The organism is Acidovorax sacchari, from assembly GCF_042847045.1.
GTDB lineage: Bacteria > Pseudomonadota > Gammaproteobacteria > Burkholderiales > Burkholderiaceae_C > Paracidovorax > Paracidovorax sacchari.
In genome coordinates this window covers 4,741,192-4,754,717 of sequence record NZ_AP035783.1, presented here as the reverse complement: position 1 = coordinate 4,754,717, position 13,526 = coordinate 4,741,192, and the positions used below count along the sequence as shown (strand labels likewise).

10 protein-coding genes are annotated in these 13,526 nt (G+C 64.7%); 9 read left to right on the top strand and 1 reads right to left on the bottom strand.

The features are described from left to right. The first annotated feature begins 21 nt into the window (after positions 1-21). The 7 genes from ACGHC0_RS20990 to ACGHC0_RS20960 all read left to right on the top strand — a co-directional run bounded on the left by ACGHC0_RS20990 (position 22) and on the right by ACGHC0_RS20960 (position 7,567). Positions 22-441 (top strand): hypothetical protein, encoded by a 420-nt coding sequence (locus ACGHC0_RS20990; RefSeq protein WP_368352773.1) that lies wholly within the window; start codon positions 22-24, stop codon positions 439-441. Between the two features lie 544 nt (positions 442-985). Further along, on the top strand, positions 986-2,590 hold the full coding sequence (locus ACGHC0_RS20985) for a cell surface protein (RefSeq protein WP_415266648.1): 1,605 nt from the start codon (positions 986-988) through the stop codon (positions 2,588-2,590). A gap of 97 nt (positions 2,591-2,687) precedes the next feature. Further along, entirely contained in the window at positions 2,688-3,587 is a 900-nt protein-coding gene (locus ACGHC0_RS20980) for a peptidylprolyl isomerase (protein WP_368352771.1), read from the top strand. 90 nt (positions 3,588-3,677) lie between these two features. After that, the gene (locus ACGHC0_RS20975; protein WP_368355680.1) at positions 3,678-4,478 is read left to right on the top strand and encodes an ABC transporter permease; all 801 of its coding nucleotides are present in this window, start codon (positions 3,678-3,680) and stop codon (positions 4,476-4,478) included. Then, entirely contained in the window at positions 4,475-5,755 is a 1,281-nt protein-coding gene (locus tag ACGHC0_RS20970) for an ABC transporter ATP-binding protein (protein ID WP_368352770.1), read from the top strand. The genes ACGHC0_RS20975 and ACGHC0_RS20970 overlap by 4 nt, the downstream gene beginning before the upstream one ends. 7 nt (positions 5,756-5,762) lie before the next feature. Further along, entirely contained in the window at positions 5,763-6,713 is a 951-nt protein-coding gene (locus ACGHC0_RS20965; protein WP_415266647.1) for a hypothetical protein, read from the top strand. Then, a complete protein-coding gene (locus ACGHC0_RS20960; protein ID WP_368352768.1) occupies positions 6,710-7,567 on the top strand; it encodes a class I SAM-dependent methyltransferase in 858 nt (285 codons plus the stop codon). Before ACGHC0_RS20965 ends, ACGHC0_RS20960 begins: the two co-directional genes overlap by 4 nt. A gap of 71 nt (positions 7,568-7,638) precedes the next feature. Here ACGHC0_RS20960 and ACGHC0_RS20955 read toward each other — a convergent pair whose 3' ends face one another. After that, complete coding sequence (locus ACGHC0_RS20955) at positions 7,639-11,523, bottom strand: methyltransferase domain-containing protein (protein WP_415266646.1); 3,885 nt, start codon at positions 11,521-11,523, stop codon at positions 7,639-7,641. Positions 11,524-11,696: 173 nt separating this feature from the next. Between ACGHC0_RS20955 and ACGHC0_RS20950 the strand changes: the two genes are divergently transcribed. Beyond that, complete coding sequence (locus tag ACGHC0_RS20950) at positions 11,697-12,410, top strand: glycosyltransferase (protein WP_368355679.1); 714 nt, start codon at positions 11,697-11,699, stop codon at positions 12,408-12,410. After that, positions 12,407-13,510: a glycosyltransferase family 4 protein gene (locus ACGHC0_RS20945; RefSeq protein ID WP_368352766.1), complete on the top strand. Its 1,104-nt coding sequence runs from the start codon at positions 12,407-12,409 to the stop codon at positions 13,508-13,510. Before ACGHC0_RS20950 ends, ACGHC0_RS20945 begins: the two co-directional genes overlap by 4 nt. Positions 13,511-13,526 lie beyond the last annotated feature (16 nt).

Sequence of the window (13,526 nt, the reverse complement as noted above, 5' to 3'; positions counted from 1 at the left end):
ATTCACTTATCATTTTTCCCTATGAACTTTAAAACTCTCATTCTCAAGTCAGGTTCGGCAAGCTTGGTCGCGGGTGCGATGCTCTTGGTGGGGTGCGCTGCGCTGGCGCCTGCCACCCCCGAGCAGGCGGTGAAGGAGCGGGCTGAAGCGTACTGGAAGGCCCGCATGGCAGGACAGTACGAGAAAACCTATGCGCTGACGCCTCCTTCTTACAGGAAGGCCTTCACCAAGGAGCAATTCGCGCGCCAGTTCGGCAATGCCGCCTCCGTCACCGCGGTCGAGGTCACGAATGTGGAGTGCCAGCCGGAGAAGTGCGTCGCGAAGATCAAGCTCACCGCCAAGCCAATGATCATCGGCGTCAAGCTCAACAGCATCGATACCTATCTCGACGAAACCTGGGTGCAGGAGGACGGGCAATGGTGGAGGTTCCAGGATCTTTGATGTGTCCGAAAGCTCGTGCAGGCAACCCGCCAAGATGATTGCCTGTTGACCGAGCACCCCAGGCAGCAACGCCCGGTCGCGTGCCGGGCGTTGTTGCGTCCGGAACGCGCGTATCCTGATGCGGGCCGTTGAAACCAGGTGGGCACCCGGCTGTGGACAGGATCGCCGCGACTGCTCTGGTCGCGCCAGGCGAAATGTGTGTGAATTTGGGTTTTTTTGCTTGGGAATGCAGGGTTCTTTTGGTATTGTTCGCCCCCAAGGTTTGTAGAGGTCGGAGAGGCAGACCCGCTGGGCATCCGCGAGGGTGCTTCGCGCAGGCTCTTCCGTGTCTGCAAGCCCTACCCCAAAGAATGGTCGGGCTCACCCCCGCCGTGCTCGGGTGGGCCTCGTGCGGTGATGTCTCCAGGCACTGTTGCATTTCATCAACAGGCGAAGGATTGGCAGAGGTTCCGCAGTACAGGCCGTGAATGCGCTGTGCTACTATTCTTTGGCGTAATCAATCGTGGTAGTTGCGCTTACCAACTTTTTAACTGGAGTTCTCGATATGAAGAAAAATGTTCTGGCCCTGAGCATTGCTGCCATGATTGGTGGCCTGGGCTTCGCTGGCGCCGCATCCGCTGATGTGGTCGTCGGCGCCGCTCCGCTGACGACGACGACCGCTACGACGCTGTCGTTCGCCGAAGGCGGCGTGGGCCATGCACTGCTGGTGCCTTACTTCAACGCGCAAAACGGCAACATGACCGTTCTGCACGTGGTGAACACCGACATCTCCCGCGGCAAGGCCGTGAAGGTCCGTTTCCGTGGCGCCCTGAACTCCGACGACATTCTGGACTTCCAAGTCTTCATGTCGCCTGGCGACGTGTGGACGGCTGCCGTGACGGCTGGCTCCGATGGCGTGGCTCAACTGCAGACGGCTGACGGCACCTGCACGCTGCCCGCTCTGACGAAGAACGTGCCCCAGCGTTTCGTGACCGACCGCCTGAACCAAGGCATTGTGTCCACCGACCAAGCCAACCAGACCCGTGAAGGCTACGTTGAAATCTTCAACATGGCTGACATTCCGCCCACGCTGGCTGGCACGGCTACGACGAACCCCCTGTACACGGCTATCAAGCACGTGAACGGCGTGGCTCCTTGCACGTCCTCCGTCCTGAACGGCACGCTGCAGAACTTCACGACCCCCGCCGCCGTGGCTGCTGCTGGTTTCGATACGCCCTCCACGGGTCTGGTCGGCGACTGGTACATCATCAACGTCGCGCAAACCACGACGTTCGCTGGTGGCGCTACGGCCATCCGTGCCGAGAACAACGGTCTGCCTGCTGTCGGTAACTTCGTGCACTTCCCGCAAATGGCGTCCAACGCCAACACGCCGGATGCCTACACGGCCGACCCGCTGTTCCGTACGCTGAACGTGTACAACTCTGCGAACGCTGTTCCGAGCAACCTGCCGAAGATCGCTGCTGCGAACTATGACCTGCCCGACATGTCCACGCCTTACACCGCTAATGCCGGTGTTGCCGTGACGCCTCTGGTGCAGGCCACGAACCTGACGAACGCCCTGGCTGTGACCTCCATCACCAACCAGTACGCTACCGATGCTTCCATCTCGGCCAAGACGGACTGGCTGTTCTCCATGCCTACCCGCCGCTACAACGTGGCTGCGAACTACGCTGCGGCTAACCAAAGCCCCGCCGACACGTCCAACATCCGCCTGTTCACTGACCTGAACGCCAGCGGCGGCGTGGCCGACGAGCGCTTCAACCCCAGCAACACCTCGCTGCAAGCTGTGGGCGGTGCCATCTGCGTGAACTCCACCGGTCAAGCTTTCTACGACCGCGAAGAAAACACGCAAACCGCCGGTGCCGTGTTCTCGCCTGGTTCCGTGACGCAGACCCGTTTCTGCGGCGAAACCAGCGTGCTGAGCTTCTCCTCGGGTTCCGTGCTGGGTGCTTCGGTTGCAGCTCAACAGCTGACGACCGGTGCCTACACGAACGGCTGGAGCCGCGTGGACGTGCCGAACAATGGCCGTGGTCTGCCGATCATCGGCGCCTCGTTCATCAAGCTCACCAACCCGCTGGCGTCGGCTGGCACGTCCGGTACCTACGGTATCACGTGGCCCCACCGCTTCACGTTCCCTGCTGCACAGTAATTCACTGTTGCTACGGCACTTTTCACAGCAATGTGATCCAAAAAAGGCGGGGGTCTCCCCCGCCTTTTTTCATTTCTCACTGATGGTTGACTCATACATGAAACGTTCCGCTTTCCGCCTCTGCGCCGGTGCACTGGTCTCCGCACTGATGTTGTCCGCCCACGCCCAGGAATCCGTTTTGATCCAGGGTCCTCATATCGCGATCGACAGCAGCGATATGCGAGCCGATGCATTGCGCATGCCTCCGGAAATGCGCGATACCGTGTTGTCCCGTCCGCAGACAGTGACCCAGATCGCTTCCAACCTGTATGCACGCCGTGCCATGGCTCAACGCGCCGAAGCTGCAGCGCTGGAGAAGGACCCGGAGGTGGCCGCTGCGCTGCGGGTGGCGCGTGACAAGGTGCTGTCCGATGCTTATCTGGCCAAGGTGGACAAGGACAACATGCTTTCGGACTCGGCTGCCGAAGGTCTGGCTCGCAACATCTACAAGGCCAAGCTGGAGCGTTTCAAGGTGCCTGAACAGGTACAGGTTCGGCACATACTGATTGCAGGCACGGGGGCGGACTCCCGGGCACAAATTGAAAAGATCGAGCAGGAGCTCAAGGCCGGGGCGGATTTCGCTCAACTGGCCAAGGAGCGCTCGGCGGACAAGGGCAGTGCCGCCAAGGGCGGTGACCTCGGCTTCTTCGAAGCGGGCAAGATGGTGCCGGAGTTTGACAAGGCCGCATTCGCGCTGACCAAGCCGGGTGAGTTGAGCGGCATAGTGCAGAGCAAGTTCGGCTATCACATTCTGCAACTCGAAGGTCGCCATGCTCCGAGAACGCGCAGCTTCGATGAAGTGCGTGGCGAACTGATGCAGGAAGTCCGTGCGAACGTGCAGCAGGAGGCCAGGGTCGCCGATGCGCAGGCGCTGCAGCAGGAAGCGAAGATCAACAAGGAAGCCATCGAAGCTTTTGCAGCTGGCTACAATCCGCAGCCGGTGAAGACGGCCCCGTAAGCGTAAGCTCTGCGTTTGCGTTCGAGGCGCAGGACGTCCGTTCCTGCGCGTTGCCTGGCGGGTCCCGGCCCGCCGCTGATGGTTTTCTTCATGCAGATTTTGCGGAACGAGTGGCGTGCCGTCTGGAGCGCCCGCTCTCTGGTGTGGGTGTTGACCCGGCGCGAGGTGGCGGCGCGCCACGCAGGTACGGCCGTCGGCATCCTGTGGCCGTACTTGCAGCCCTTGCTGACCGTCGCGGCCTATTACCTCGTTTTCGATGTCGTGTTCTCCATGCGCCTCGGCAATGGAGCCCCCACGCATGCCGTAGGCACGTTCCTGGTCGTGGGTGCGCTGCCATGGATGGCATTCTGCGATGCCGTATCCCGGGGCATGAACAGCTTGATCGAGGCGGGGGGAACCCTGCAGAAGAATCCATTGCCGCCCGTGCTCTTCACGACGCGGGCCGTTCTGGCCAGCGGCGTTATCTTCGGGCCGCTGCTTTTGCTGGTGGCCTTGGTCTATACCCCTCTGCACGGAGTGCGTCCGGCCCTGTTGGCCATGGTGCCGCTGCTGGCGCTGCAATTGCTCCTCTGTCTGCTCATCGGGTACCTGCTTGCGATTCTTGCCGCCGCCCTGCGCGACACGGTGCAGATCGTGGGTTTCCTGCTTTCCGTGGGGATCTATCTCACTCCCATCCTGTTCCCTCTGACCATGTTCCCTGAGAACTGGCGCTGGGTGCTGTGGCTCAATCCCATGACGGCTTTGGTCATCGGGTATCAGCAGGTGCTGCTGCTGGGGGACTGGCCTCCAGCGAGCGTGTGGATGGCTGGCGCAGCATGGCTGGTGGTTGTCGCCATGGCGCTGAATGTCGTTGTCCGGCGCAGCCGCGACCAACTGGTGGACTGGCTATGAGTGCCCTGCAGTCATTGTCGTCGACGGTTCTGCGAGTGAAGAACCTTGGCAAGGAGTACCGCATCTATGCGTCTCCCCGCCAGCGGCTCAAGTCGCTTATCACCGGCCGTTCCCGACACCGCAGTCACTGGGCACTGAAGGATGTGTCTTTCGAGTTGCGGCGTGGCCAGTGCATCGGCGTGATCGGTGACAACGGTGCCGGCAAGAGTTCGCTGCTGAAACTGCTGGCGGGAACACTTCAGCCATCGACCGGTTCGATAGAGCGGGTGGGGCGGGTGACGGCCATTCTGGAGCTCGGGGCCGGGTTCCACCCGGATTTCAGCGGGCGGGACAATCTGTACTTCGGCGGCAGCCTGATCGGTATCGACCGGGAGACGATGCAGCGCCTGGAGCCCGAGATCGTCGAGTTCAGCGAACTCGGGCATGCGCTGGACCGGCCTGTCAAGACCTATTCCTCCGGCATGGCGGTGCGTCTGGCCTTTGCCCTGGTCACCGCGGTGCAGCCTGACGTGCTCATCATCGACGAGGCACTGGCGGTGGGGGACCAGCATTTCCAGAAAAAGTGCGTGGACCGCATCATGGCCTTCCGCGAGGCGGGCTGCACCATCCTGTTCTGTTCCCACAGCCCCTATCACATCCGGCATCTGTGCGATGTGGCCTTGTGGTTGAAGGATGGCAGCGTGGAGCAGTTCGGGCCGACGGAGCCGGTGCTGGCCGCCTACGATTTGCACACCCGGTTGCGCGACGGTGCGTCCCAGGGAGAAGCACTTCAGGTGGAGAGCGCATTGCCTGCGGCAGGCCTGGCTCCGGGAGTTCCCCCTGCCGTGCAAGGCCCTGACCGGAAACACGTTGCTTCGGGGGATGCAGGCAGCGCCTGCATTGTTTCCGTGGATGTCCAGGACCTTGCCGAACCGGAGGGGGACCGTCCCGGTATGCTGCAGAGCAAGGATCTGGTGGTCTCCATCGTGGTGCGTGGCCGCGGGGACGAGCGTCCGAACATCGGATTCATGATCGAGCAATCCCGTGGGGTCGGCATCACTTCGCTCGGAACCCATGAGGAAGGGGCAGAGCCGGTCCGGCTCGAGGACGGCTCCTGGCGCTCGGTGCTGACCTTCCCCGAGTTGCCGCTGCACACGGGCGACTACGTCATCAGCGTCTATCTCTTCGATGAGACGGGACTGGTCGTGTACGACGAATGGTTTCAGTTCCTGCATTTCCATTTTTCCTTTCCCAAACCCATGCCCGGCCTTGTCCGTTTGCCGCATCGCTGGGAATGAGCCGGTGATGACGCGTTGGGACCGTGCCTGGTCGCGGTGGAAAAGGGAAAGCCGGGACGCGCTGGAAGTGGTGCTGCTGCCAGGCCTGGCGGCCGTGCTGCCGTGGACGGTGTGCTTCCGCCTGTTCCGCCGCATGGCCCGTTGGCGATGGCTTTACCGCGATGCCTGCGAGGCAGCATTGGCGCAGGCCAGTTCGCAGGGATGGGTCCGCATTCCTCCCGAGGACTGGCTTGCGGAGCGCAGGTTGGTCACCTTGCTGGACCATGCGGACCATTACCTTTTCCGCGCACGCTCTCCGGCCTGGCTACGGCGCCATGTGGAGGTGGACGGGGCATGGGACGGCGTTGGAAAGCCGGGCCTCCTGTTCACTTTCCATTGGGGGGCCGGGATGTGGGCGCTGTGCCATGCGGCCGCTGCAGGAATGCGGGGCAACATGGTGCTGGCAGCCCCCGGCGGCCGAGATTTCATCGGGCGATGGATATTCGGGCGCTACGTGCGCGCACGCATGCGCTCGGTCGAGATAGCGCTGCATCGCCCGGTGGTCTTCGTGCCTGGCGGCATGGAGGGCGTAAGGCAGGCGCTTCGCCGCGATGAACAGGTGGTGGTGGTCATCGACGTGCCGGAGGATCAGGTCAACGTCACCCGCACCACGACCATCCTGGGGCAGCCGGTCAGCGTACCTGCCGTCCTGCCGCAGATCGCTGTGGACCGCTCATTGCCGGCCACGGTGTTCTACATGGGTATCGATCTGCAGTCGGGCCGCAGAACCCTGCGGATCGCACCGCTCGGCACGTTCACCGATCCGCAGGAACTGACAGACAGGATCTTTGGGCATTTTGACGGGCTGCTCAGGCAGCGGCCCGCCGCCTGGCATTTGTGGACGGAGGCCCCGCGCTTCTTCCGGGCGCGTGCCGATGCCAGGCGCAATCCGATGGAGGAGAAGGCGGTGAACCCATGAGCTGGATGAATCGGTGGCAGGAGCGTCTCTGGGGGACGGCTCCCTGGGATGGGGGGCGCATCACGGACGAATGGTTCCGGGCGCATTTCAACTATGCCGCGGATGTCGTCAACGACTGGGTCGGCGGAGCCCTGGATCTGCGCACGTCCAGGCTGCTGAATTTCGGATGCGGCGACGGCATCACCGATCTGGCGCTGGTGCTGAGGCATGGTGCCACGGGCATCCACGGCGTGGATATCCGCCAGGAATACCGGAAGCTGCCGCGCATCGCCCGCGAGCAACTGGGCATGTCGCGCATCCCCTCTGCGCTCACGTTCGAAACCATCCAGCCCGGGGCTCCCCTGGCAGGCCGGCAGGCCCCGGTGGACGGAATCATGAGTTGGTCCACGTTCGAGCACGTGGAGCGTGGCCAGCTTCTTCCCATCCTGAAGGATCTGCATGCCTGCCTGCGGCCGGGAGGAGTGTTCTTCATCCAGATCGAGCCGCTGTTCTACTCCCCGTATGGATCGCATCTGCGCCGCTATGACGAGGTGCCATGGCACCACCTGCTGGTGAGCGAAGAGGCACTGTGGGAGATCATTCGCGCGCACGAGGGGCCCATCGATGCTGCGGAGACCGACTTCGGTTTTGCGGATTTCGGTCCGGAGGGCTACAAGCGCTTCGTCTTCAATGAGTACCGGGCCTTGAACCGTCTCACGGCGGACGAGCTGGTCGGCCTGACGGCGGAAGCGGGTTTCCACGTGGTCCGGCAGGAACGCCGGAGCCTGCAGATGGACATTCCGGAAGAGTTGCGGGGCAAGTATCCGCCCGAGTGGCTGCTCAACAACGAGATCTTCCTGTTGCTGGGGCGCTGAGGCCTGCCGGCTTGCAGCAGCGGATGGAGCCAGGCCGGGCGGGCCTGGCTCGCCTCGGCCTGGCGTTCAGTTCATGCCTGCAGCCAGTTCTTCACGCGGCGCTGCCAATGGGACGGGATGCGCCGCGCCACGCCGCGCAGCACCGGCAGCGAGCGAAGGTACACCACTGCCGAGAGCAGGCCCGATTTCGCGGCCGCCGTGGTGGTTTCCTGGGGCTGGAGGCGCTGTAGTTCCTCCAGGGAAAGCGGTTGAGAAGGCACCACGGGCGTGACGCCCGACAGGTAATCGGTGTCATAACGGAAGCCTGCCGGCGCGGCCTGGCCATCCATGCCGTCGGGCAGGGGCACCGGCTGCGGCAATGCAGGTGCTTCGCCGGTCGCGAAGTGCATGCTGCGGATCTCGTCGAACCAGGCCAGCCATTGGGGCGCCGTGGCATCCCAGGGGCGCACCCAGCTCCAGGGGCGGCCGACGACACGCTCCTGGAATGCGCCGATGTCCGGAACGGCCACGGGCAGTCCCGCGAGGAGTGCGGCGCTGAGCGTGTAGCTGTAGGTCTCGGGCCACTGGGCCGGGAACCACACGATGTCCGGTTGCAGCCACTCCAGCAGCTGTGGCAGGTCTTTTTCGGCGTATTCGCCGTGCACGGTGAGGTGCGCGCGGGGCTGGGTCTGCAGGCTGCGATAGCCGTAGCCGATGAGATGCAAATCCACGGGCGCATTGCGGCGCGCGGCTTCGATGGCGACGGCCTCCAGAAGGTCCGCACCCTTGATGGCGCTGAGCGCGCCGATGACCGCCACCTTCAGCCTGCGGCCTTCCGGCAGCGGGCGGGGCGCTGGCACCGGCAGCGCGGAAGCTTCCGGCATGTCGGTGTGCGGCACGGCGAGTACCCGCGCATTGGGCGCGAACGCCGCGATGCGGCGGGCCGTATCCTGGCTCGGGGCGAGCACGTAGCGTGCGCCATCCAGCAGGCGGGCATTGGCCTGGCGCCATTGGGCCACCGTGCCTCCGGTCGGCGCCTGCATGTCGGCGGGGCAGCACTGGCACTGGCCCGGCCCGGTCTCCCCGGCATACCGGTGGCCGGTACCGGTCATGGAGATGTGGGTGCAATAGCTGTAGTAGTCGTGTGCCGTGAAGTCGTAGGCCACGCCCAGCAGATGGGGCAGATTGCGCACTTCCTGGCCATGGCCCAGCAGATGGTGGAAGTGCACATGGCTCACGCCCAGGCGGCGCAGCACGTCGATCAGTGCGTCGTACTGGTCGTTCAGCCGGAACGCCAGTTCGAACCCTTCCTCTTCGCTCGCCATTCGCAGCTTGACGCTGTGGCCGTGCGCTGGCGTCAGCGTGAGGAACTGCGCCTGCCCGCCCAGGTGGGATGCCAGCTCGCGGACATGGCGCACCGTACCGCCCGCGCGGTCGTGCAGCACGGTCAGCACCAGCGGTTGGCCGGCCTCCGTGATGCGTGCCGCATCGAGCGCCAGCCGGTAGGGCGCCGCAGGATCGGTGCGCACGAAGGCATGCACGTCGCGGTCGTAGTTCGGGTGCAGGCGGCGCAGGATCTCCATGGCGGCCAACTCGCGGGGACTCTTGCTGTCGCCGAAGCTCACGCCGCCGGTGTGCAGCACGAAGGTGTCCAGCAGGTGCAGGTTGCGCCAGCCGGCGGCCTGGGCGCGCTGGCAGAAGTCGTTCTCTTCACCGTAGCCCTTGCCGAAGTGTTCCGTGTCGAAGAGGCCGACCTGCTGGAGGCAGTCCCGTCGGATGTACATGCAGAAACCCACGCCCGTCGGCACATCGACCACGGCGCCAGGATTCGTCCTGGCGCACAGGGCGTCCAGGCGCGCCGTGTCGTAGCCCGGAGGGAGGTCGTTGTCCTTGCAGAAGCGCGGGTAGCTGCAGATCGTCGCATTGTTGGAGAAAGGGGTGACGGACGCCACCTTCGCGTCGCCGTAGGCAGCCTGGCGGATGCGGTCGAGCCAGTCGTTGGCGACTTCCGTGTCGCTGTTGAGCAGCAGCACATCGTTGCTGCCACTCAGCGCCATGCCCCGGTTGACCGTACCGACGAAACCGAGGTTTTCCTCGTTCTCGAGCAGCAGGATGCGCTCGTCCCCCGCCGCCCGTTCACGCAGCCAGGCCGTGACTTCGGGCTCGGGGCTGCAGTCGTTGATGACGACGAGGCGATAGGGCGTGCGGCAGCTGCTGGCGAGGACCGACTCCACGCACAGCCGGGTGTCGGCCAATCCGCGGTAGACGGGCACGATGACATCGACAGGATGCGCGGGAGGCGCGACGGGAACGGGGATGTGGCGGACCGGTTGCACGGCGCGTGGTGCCCGGCCCAGGATTTTGTCGAGGCGCATCTTGGCGTGGACGATGGGGCGCGTGGCGCGGAACACGGTGGAGTTTTCGATGGAATGCAGGTGGCTGGAGAGCGAATTGAAGTCCCGGCGCGCGCATCCCAGTTCGTGCTGCAGCCGCGTGATGTCGCGCAGGGACTGGGAGGCCTGCTGCTGCAGTTCGCTGCGTTGCTGCTGAATTTCGTTGAACTGCTGTAGCACCTTACCGTTTGCCTGCTGGAGAGACCTGAGTTGCGATTCCAGCGTCTGGTTCCAGCCTTCCATCGCCTGGCGTTCCTCTGTCCAGGCATTGCGCGCGGTCTCCAGCTCGGCATTCATCCTGACCTGCGTGGCATGGTGCTCGTCCTTCAATTGGACGATCTGGTCCTGCAGTGGGCGGACGGTGCCCGAAAGCGCGAGATAGTCGGCCGACATGGGCCAGCCCAGGTCCACTTCCAGCCAGGCGTTGCCAGGGTGGGTGCATGCGGCGGCCAGCGCTTCCGGTGGAATCGGTAGCTGCATCCACGGGTCGTCCCCGGTCAGCAGCACCAGGCTGGCGGCCGCGGCCGCAGGCAGGGCCTGGAGATTCCAGGCCATCTGTTGCTGTGGCTGTGTCTCCATCAAGGTGCGCGAGGAGGCGTCAGCCTGCCATGCCCAGGTGGGGCTGCCGTCTGGTGCGCGCAGTGTGATTCCGTGCAAATGCAGGAAGCCGGGCCGGTCCGCCGGGTCGAGGCGCAGCTGGGTGATGGGCTCGCTGGAGGATGGAAGGTCGAAGCGCAGGGTCTGGCGGTGCTCGCCGATCGTCCCGCGGGCCGTGAGCTTCTGCTCTTCGGCGAAGCCGTGCCGGGTGCCCCAGTAGAGCTGGGCGGTGAAAAGCGGCCGGGCGGGCTCCATGCCCTGGTCTGCGCCTGCTGCATCGTTGGCCACCGCTTCCGCTGCCGGCAGGGCCCTCGCGATGAACTGGTAGGCCATGGCGTCCGGCGCGGCCAGCAGGTGCCGGGCCACTGAGGGTGGCAGCTTGTCGAATGCGGCGTCGAACTCGGATTCCGGTATTTCCCGACGGATGGTGTCGATGTCTTCCAGGGCCCAGGCATGCTCCCCCAGGAACCGTGCCAGTGATCGTCGCGTGAAGAAGCGCAGGTGGGTGCGGTCCAGCAGGCCTTCTTCGCGGTAGCGGAACTCACCCTGCAGCAACTCTGCCACGAGGCCGCAGTAGCCGGCATTCGGGACGGAAATCAGCACGCGTCCCGCAGGGGCCAGGAGGTGGCGGCACTGCTGCAACACCTGCTCCGGACGGCGCAGGTGTTCCAGGACGTCGGCACAGACGATATAGTCATAGCGCTGGCTGGTAAAAACGGTAACGAGGTCGCATGTTTCGAGATCGTCGACCACGACGCGGCGGTAGTGGGGACGTGCATGGCCGGCTTCGGCCTCGCTCCACGTCACGCCGTCGCTAACGGCATTGCGGGTTTGCGCGAGGTACTGGCCCAAGGCGCCGCTGCCGCACCCCAGGTCCAGCACCGTTGCGCCGGGGTGTACCTGCTCTGCCAATACCGAAAGGGAGGTGCGCTCGTCGGGGCGGATGCTGCGGAGATAGACGTGCAAATCCTCGATTGTTTGGGTCATCCCGGGATTATGACGGCCCCCTGATGGGCTGCGGCCCAGGGCTGCGTGAGTGGTCTCCTACAGGGCCGTCGGCCCGGGGAGACGACAATATGCAGTTCATGACAACACTATCCCCTTCTGACGGCCTGGCTGTATCGGTCGTCAGCCATGGCCACGGCCCCCTTTTGCATGCCATGCTGCACGGCATGGCCCGCTGGTGCGCAGGGAGCGTGACGCGGGTCGTGTTGACTCTCAACATACCGGAGCCATCCCCGCCCCCCCCACCGGGACGCACGGACTGGCCGTTCGCGCTGGATATCCGCCGCAACGCCCGGCCCCTGGGTTTCGGCGCCAATCACAACATGGCATTGAGCGGAGCTGTGGAGCCGTTCGTGGGCGTGCTCAATCCCGATGTCGCCTTTCTCGACGCCGATCCGTTCGAGCGGTTGCTCCAGGCTGCATCCGAGCCAGGCATCGGTTGCGCCTATCCCGAGCAGGTGGACCTCTGTGGAAAGCCCCAGGATTCCGAACGGGAACTTCCGACCCCCGGCGCCCTCTGGCGCCGGCGCATCCTCCGGCGGCCCGATCGCCGGACGGACTGGGTGAACGCCGCGTTCCTCGTTTTTCCGGCCGCCGCATGGAAGGGGGTGGGCGGATTCGATGAACGCTATTTCATGTATTGCGAGGATGTGGATCTCTGCCTGCGCCTGCGTCTGAAGGGCTGGCGGCTGGCCAGGGTGCCGGTGCGCGTGGGCCACGTCGGCCAGCGCGCCAGCCGGCGACGCATGGCCCATCTGGGATGGCATGTCCGCAGCCTTCTGAGGCTGTGGGCGTCGCCGGTGTATCACCAGGCGCGATCTTTGTTGCGTGCGGATACCGCCGAAGCGCGTAGGATCGGCGCCCCATGATCTGGTTGTCTCTGGTCAGTTTCCTGGCAACGGCCCTCGCCGCCGCCTGCATCGTCCGTTGGGGGCGAGGCCATGCCGCGAACTACGGCGATGCCATGCCGCAGCGTTTCCACCTCGGGGACGTGCCCCGCCTGGGGGGAGCGGCACTGCTGGCCGGCATGGTCATCAGCTGGGCGCTGGGTGCGTTCCAGTCGATCCTGTGGGGTGATCCTGGATCCCTGCGGCTGGGCATCTGGGTCGGCTGGTGGATGGCCTGTCTGCTGCCGGCGGCCATTGGCGGCATGGCGGAGGACATGACGCAGCGACTGCCCGTGCGCTACAGGCTGCTGCTCACCGCGCTCTCCGGCGGTATCGCGCTGATGGTGCTCAACATGAACGTACCCCGGCTGGGACTGCCCTGGCTGGACGCACATCTGGTGGAGATGCCCTGGCTGGGGATGTGCATCGTGGTGCTGGCGGTCGCGGGCCTGCCGCATGCGTTCAACATCATCGACGGCTACAACGGGCTGGCCGGCATGGTGGCATTGATCATCTGCCTCGCGCTGGCGCATGTGAGCCTGCAGGTGGGCGACCGCGCACTGGCTTCCCTGCTGATCTGCACCGCGGCAGCCACCGTGGGCTTTCTGGTCTGGAATTACCCGCGGGGCATGCTGTTCGCGGGCGACAGCGGTGCCTACATCTGGGGGGTGATGATCGCGCTCAGCAGCATCGCGCTGGTGCAGCGCAACCGCGACGTGTCTCCCTGGTTCCCCATGCTGCTGCTGATGTATCCCGTGTGGGAGACGCTGTTTTCCAGCTACCGCAAGCTGGCGCGGGGCGTTTCTCCGGGGGTGGCCGATGCGCTGCATTTCCACCAGCTCATCTACCGGCGCATCGTGCGCGGGGTGTTCCACGACGACGAGTCGCGGCGGGTGCTCATGCGCAACAACCGCACGTCGCCCTATCTCTGGGGCTTCACGATGCTCACCGTGGTGCCGGCCGTGCTGTTCTGGAGCAATACGCCGGTCCTGGTGGTGTTCTGCGGGCTGTTCGGCCTGACCTACGTGACGGCCTACCTGGCCATCGTGCGGTTCAAGGTGCCCGTCTGGCTGAGGCACTGAAGCGGCGTGCGCCGGG

What these genes read in the sequence shown, in the direction of transcription:
- ACGHC0_RS20970 (WP_368352770.1), top strand. Translation starts at nt 4,475, where the DNA reads ATGAGTGCCCTGCAGTCATTGTCGTCGACGGTTCTGCGAGTGAAGAAC.
- ACGHC0_RS20960 (WP_368352768.1), top strand. Translation starts at nt 6,710, where the DNA reads ATGAGCTGGATGAATCGGTGGCAGGAGCGTCTCTGGGGGACGGCTCCC.
- ACGHC0_RS20950 (WP_368355679.1), top strand. Translation starts at nt 11,697, where the DNA reads ATGCTGCACGGCATGGCCCGCTGGTGCGCAGGGAGCGTGACGCGGGTC.
- ACGHC0_RS20965 (WP_415266647.1), top strand. Translation starts at nt 5,763, where the DNA reads ATGACGCGTTGGGACCGTGCCTGGTCGCGGTGGAAAAGGGAAAGCCGG.
- ACGHC0_RS20975 (WP_368355680.1), top strand. Translation starts at nt 3,678, where the DNA reads ATGCAGATTTTGCGGAACGAGTGGCGTGCCGTCTGGAGCGCCCGCTCT.
- ACGHC0_RS20980 (WP_368352771.1), top strand. Translation starts at nt 2,688, where the DNA reads ATGAAACGTTCCGCTTTCCGCCTCTGCGCCGGTGCACTGGTCTCCGCA.
- ACGHC0_RS20945 (WP_368352766.1), top strand. Translation starts at nt 12,407, where the DNA reads ATGATCTGGTTGTCTCTGGTCAGTTTCCTGGCAACGGCCCTCGCCGCC.
- ACGHC0_RS20955 (WP_415266646.1), bottom strand. Translation starts at nt 11,523, where the DNA reads ATGACCCAAACAATCGAGGATTTGCACGTCTATCTCCGCAGCATCCGC.
- ACGHC0_RS20985 (WP_415266648.1), top strand. Translation starts at nt 986, where the DNA reads ATGAAGAAAAATGTTCTGGCCCTGAGCATTGCTGCCATGATTGGTGGC.
- ACGHC0_RS20990 (WP_368352773.1), top strand. Translation starts at nt 22, where the DNA reads ATGAACTTTAAAACTCTCATTCTCAAGTCAGGTTCGGCAAGCTTGGTC.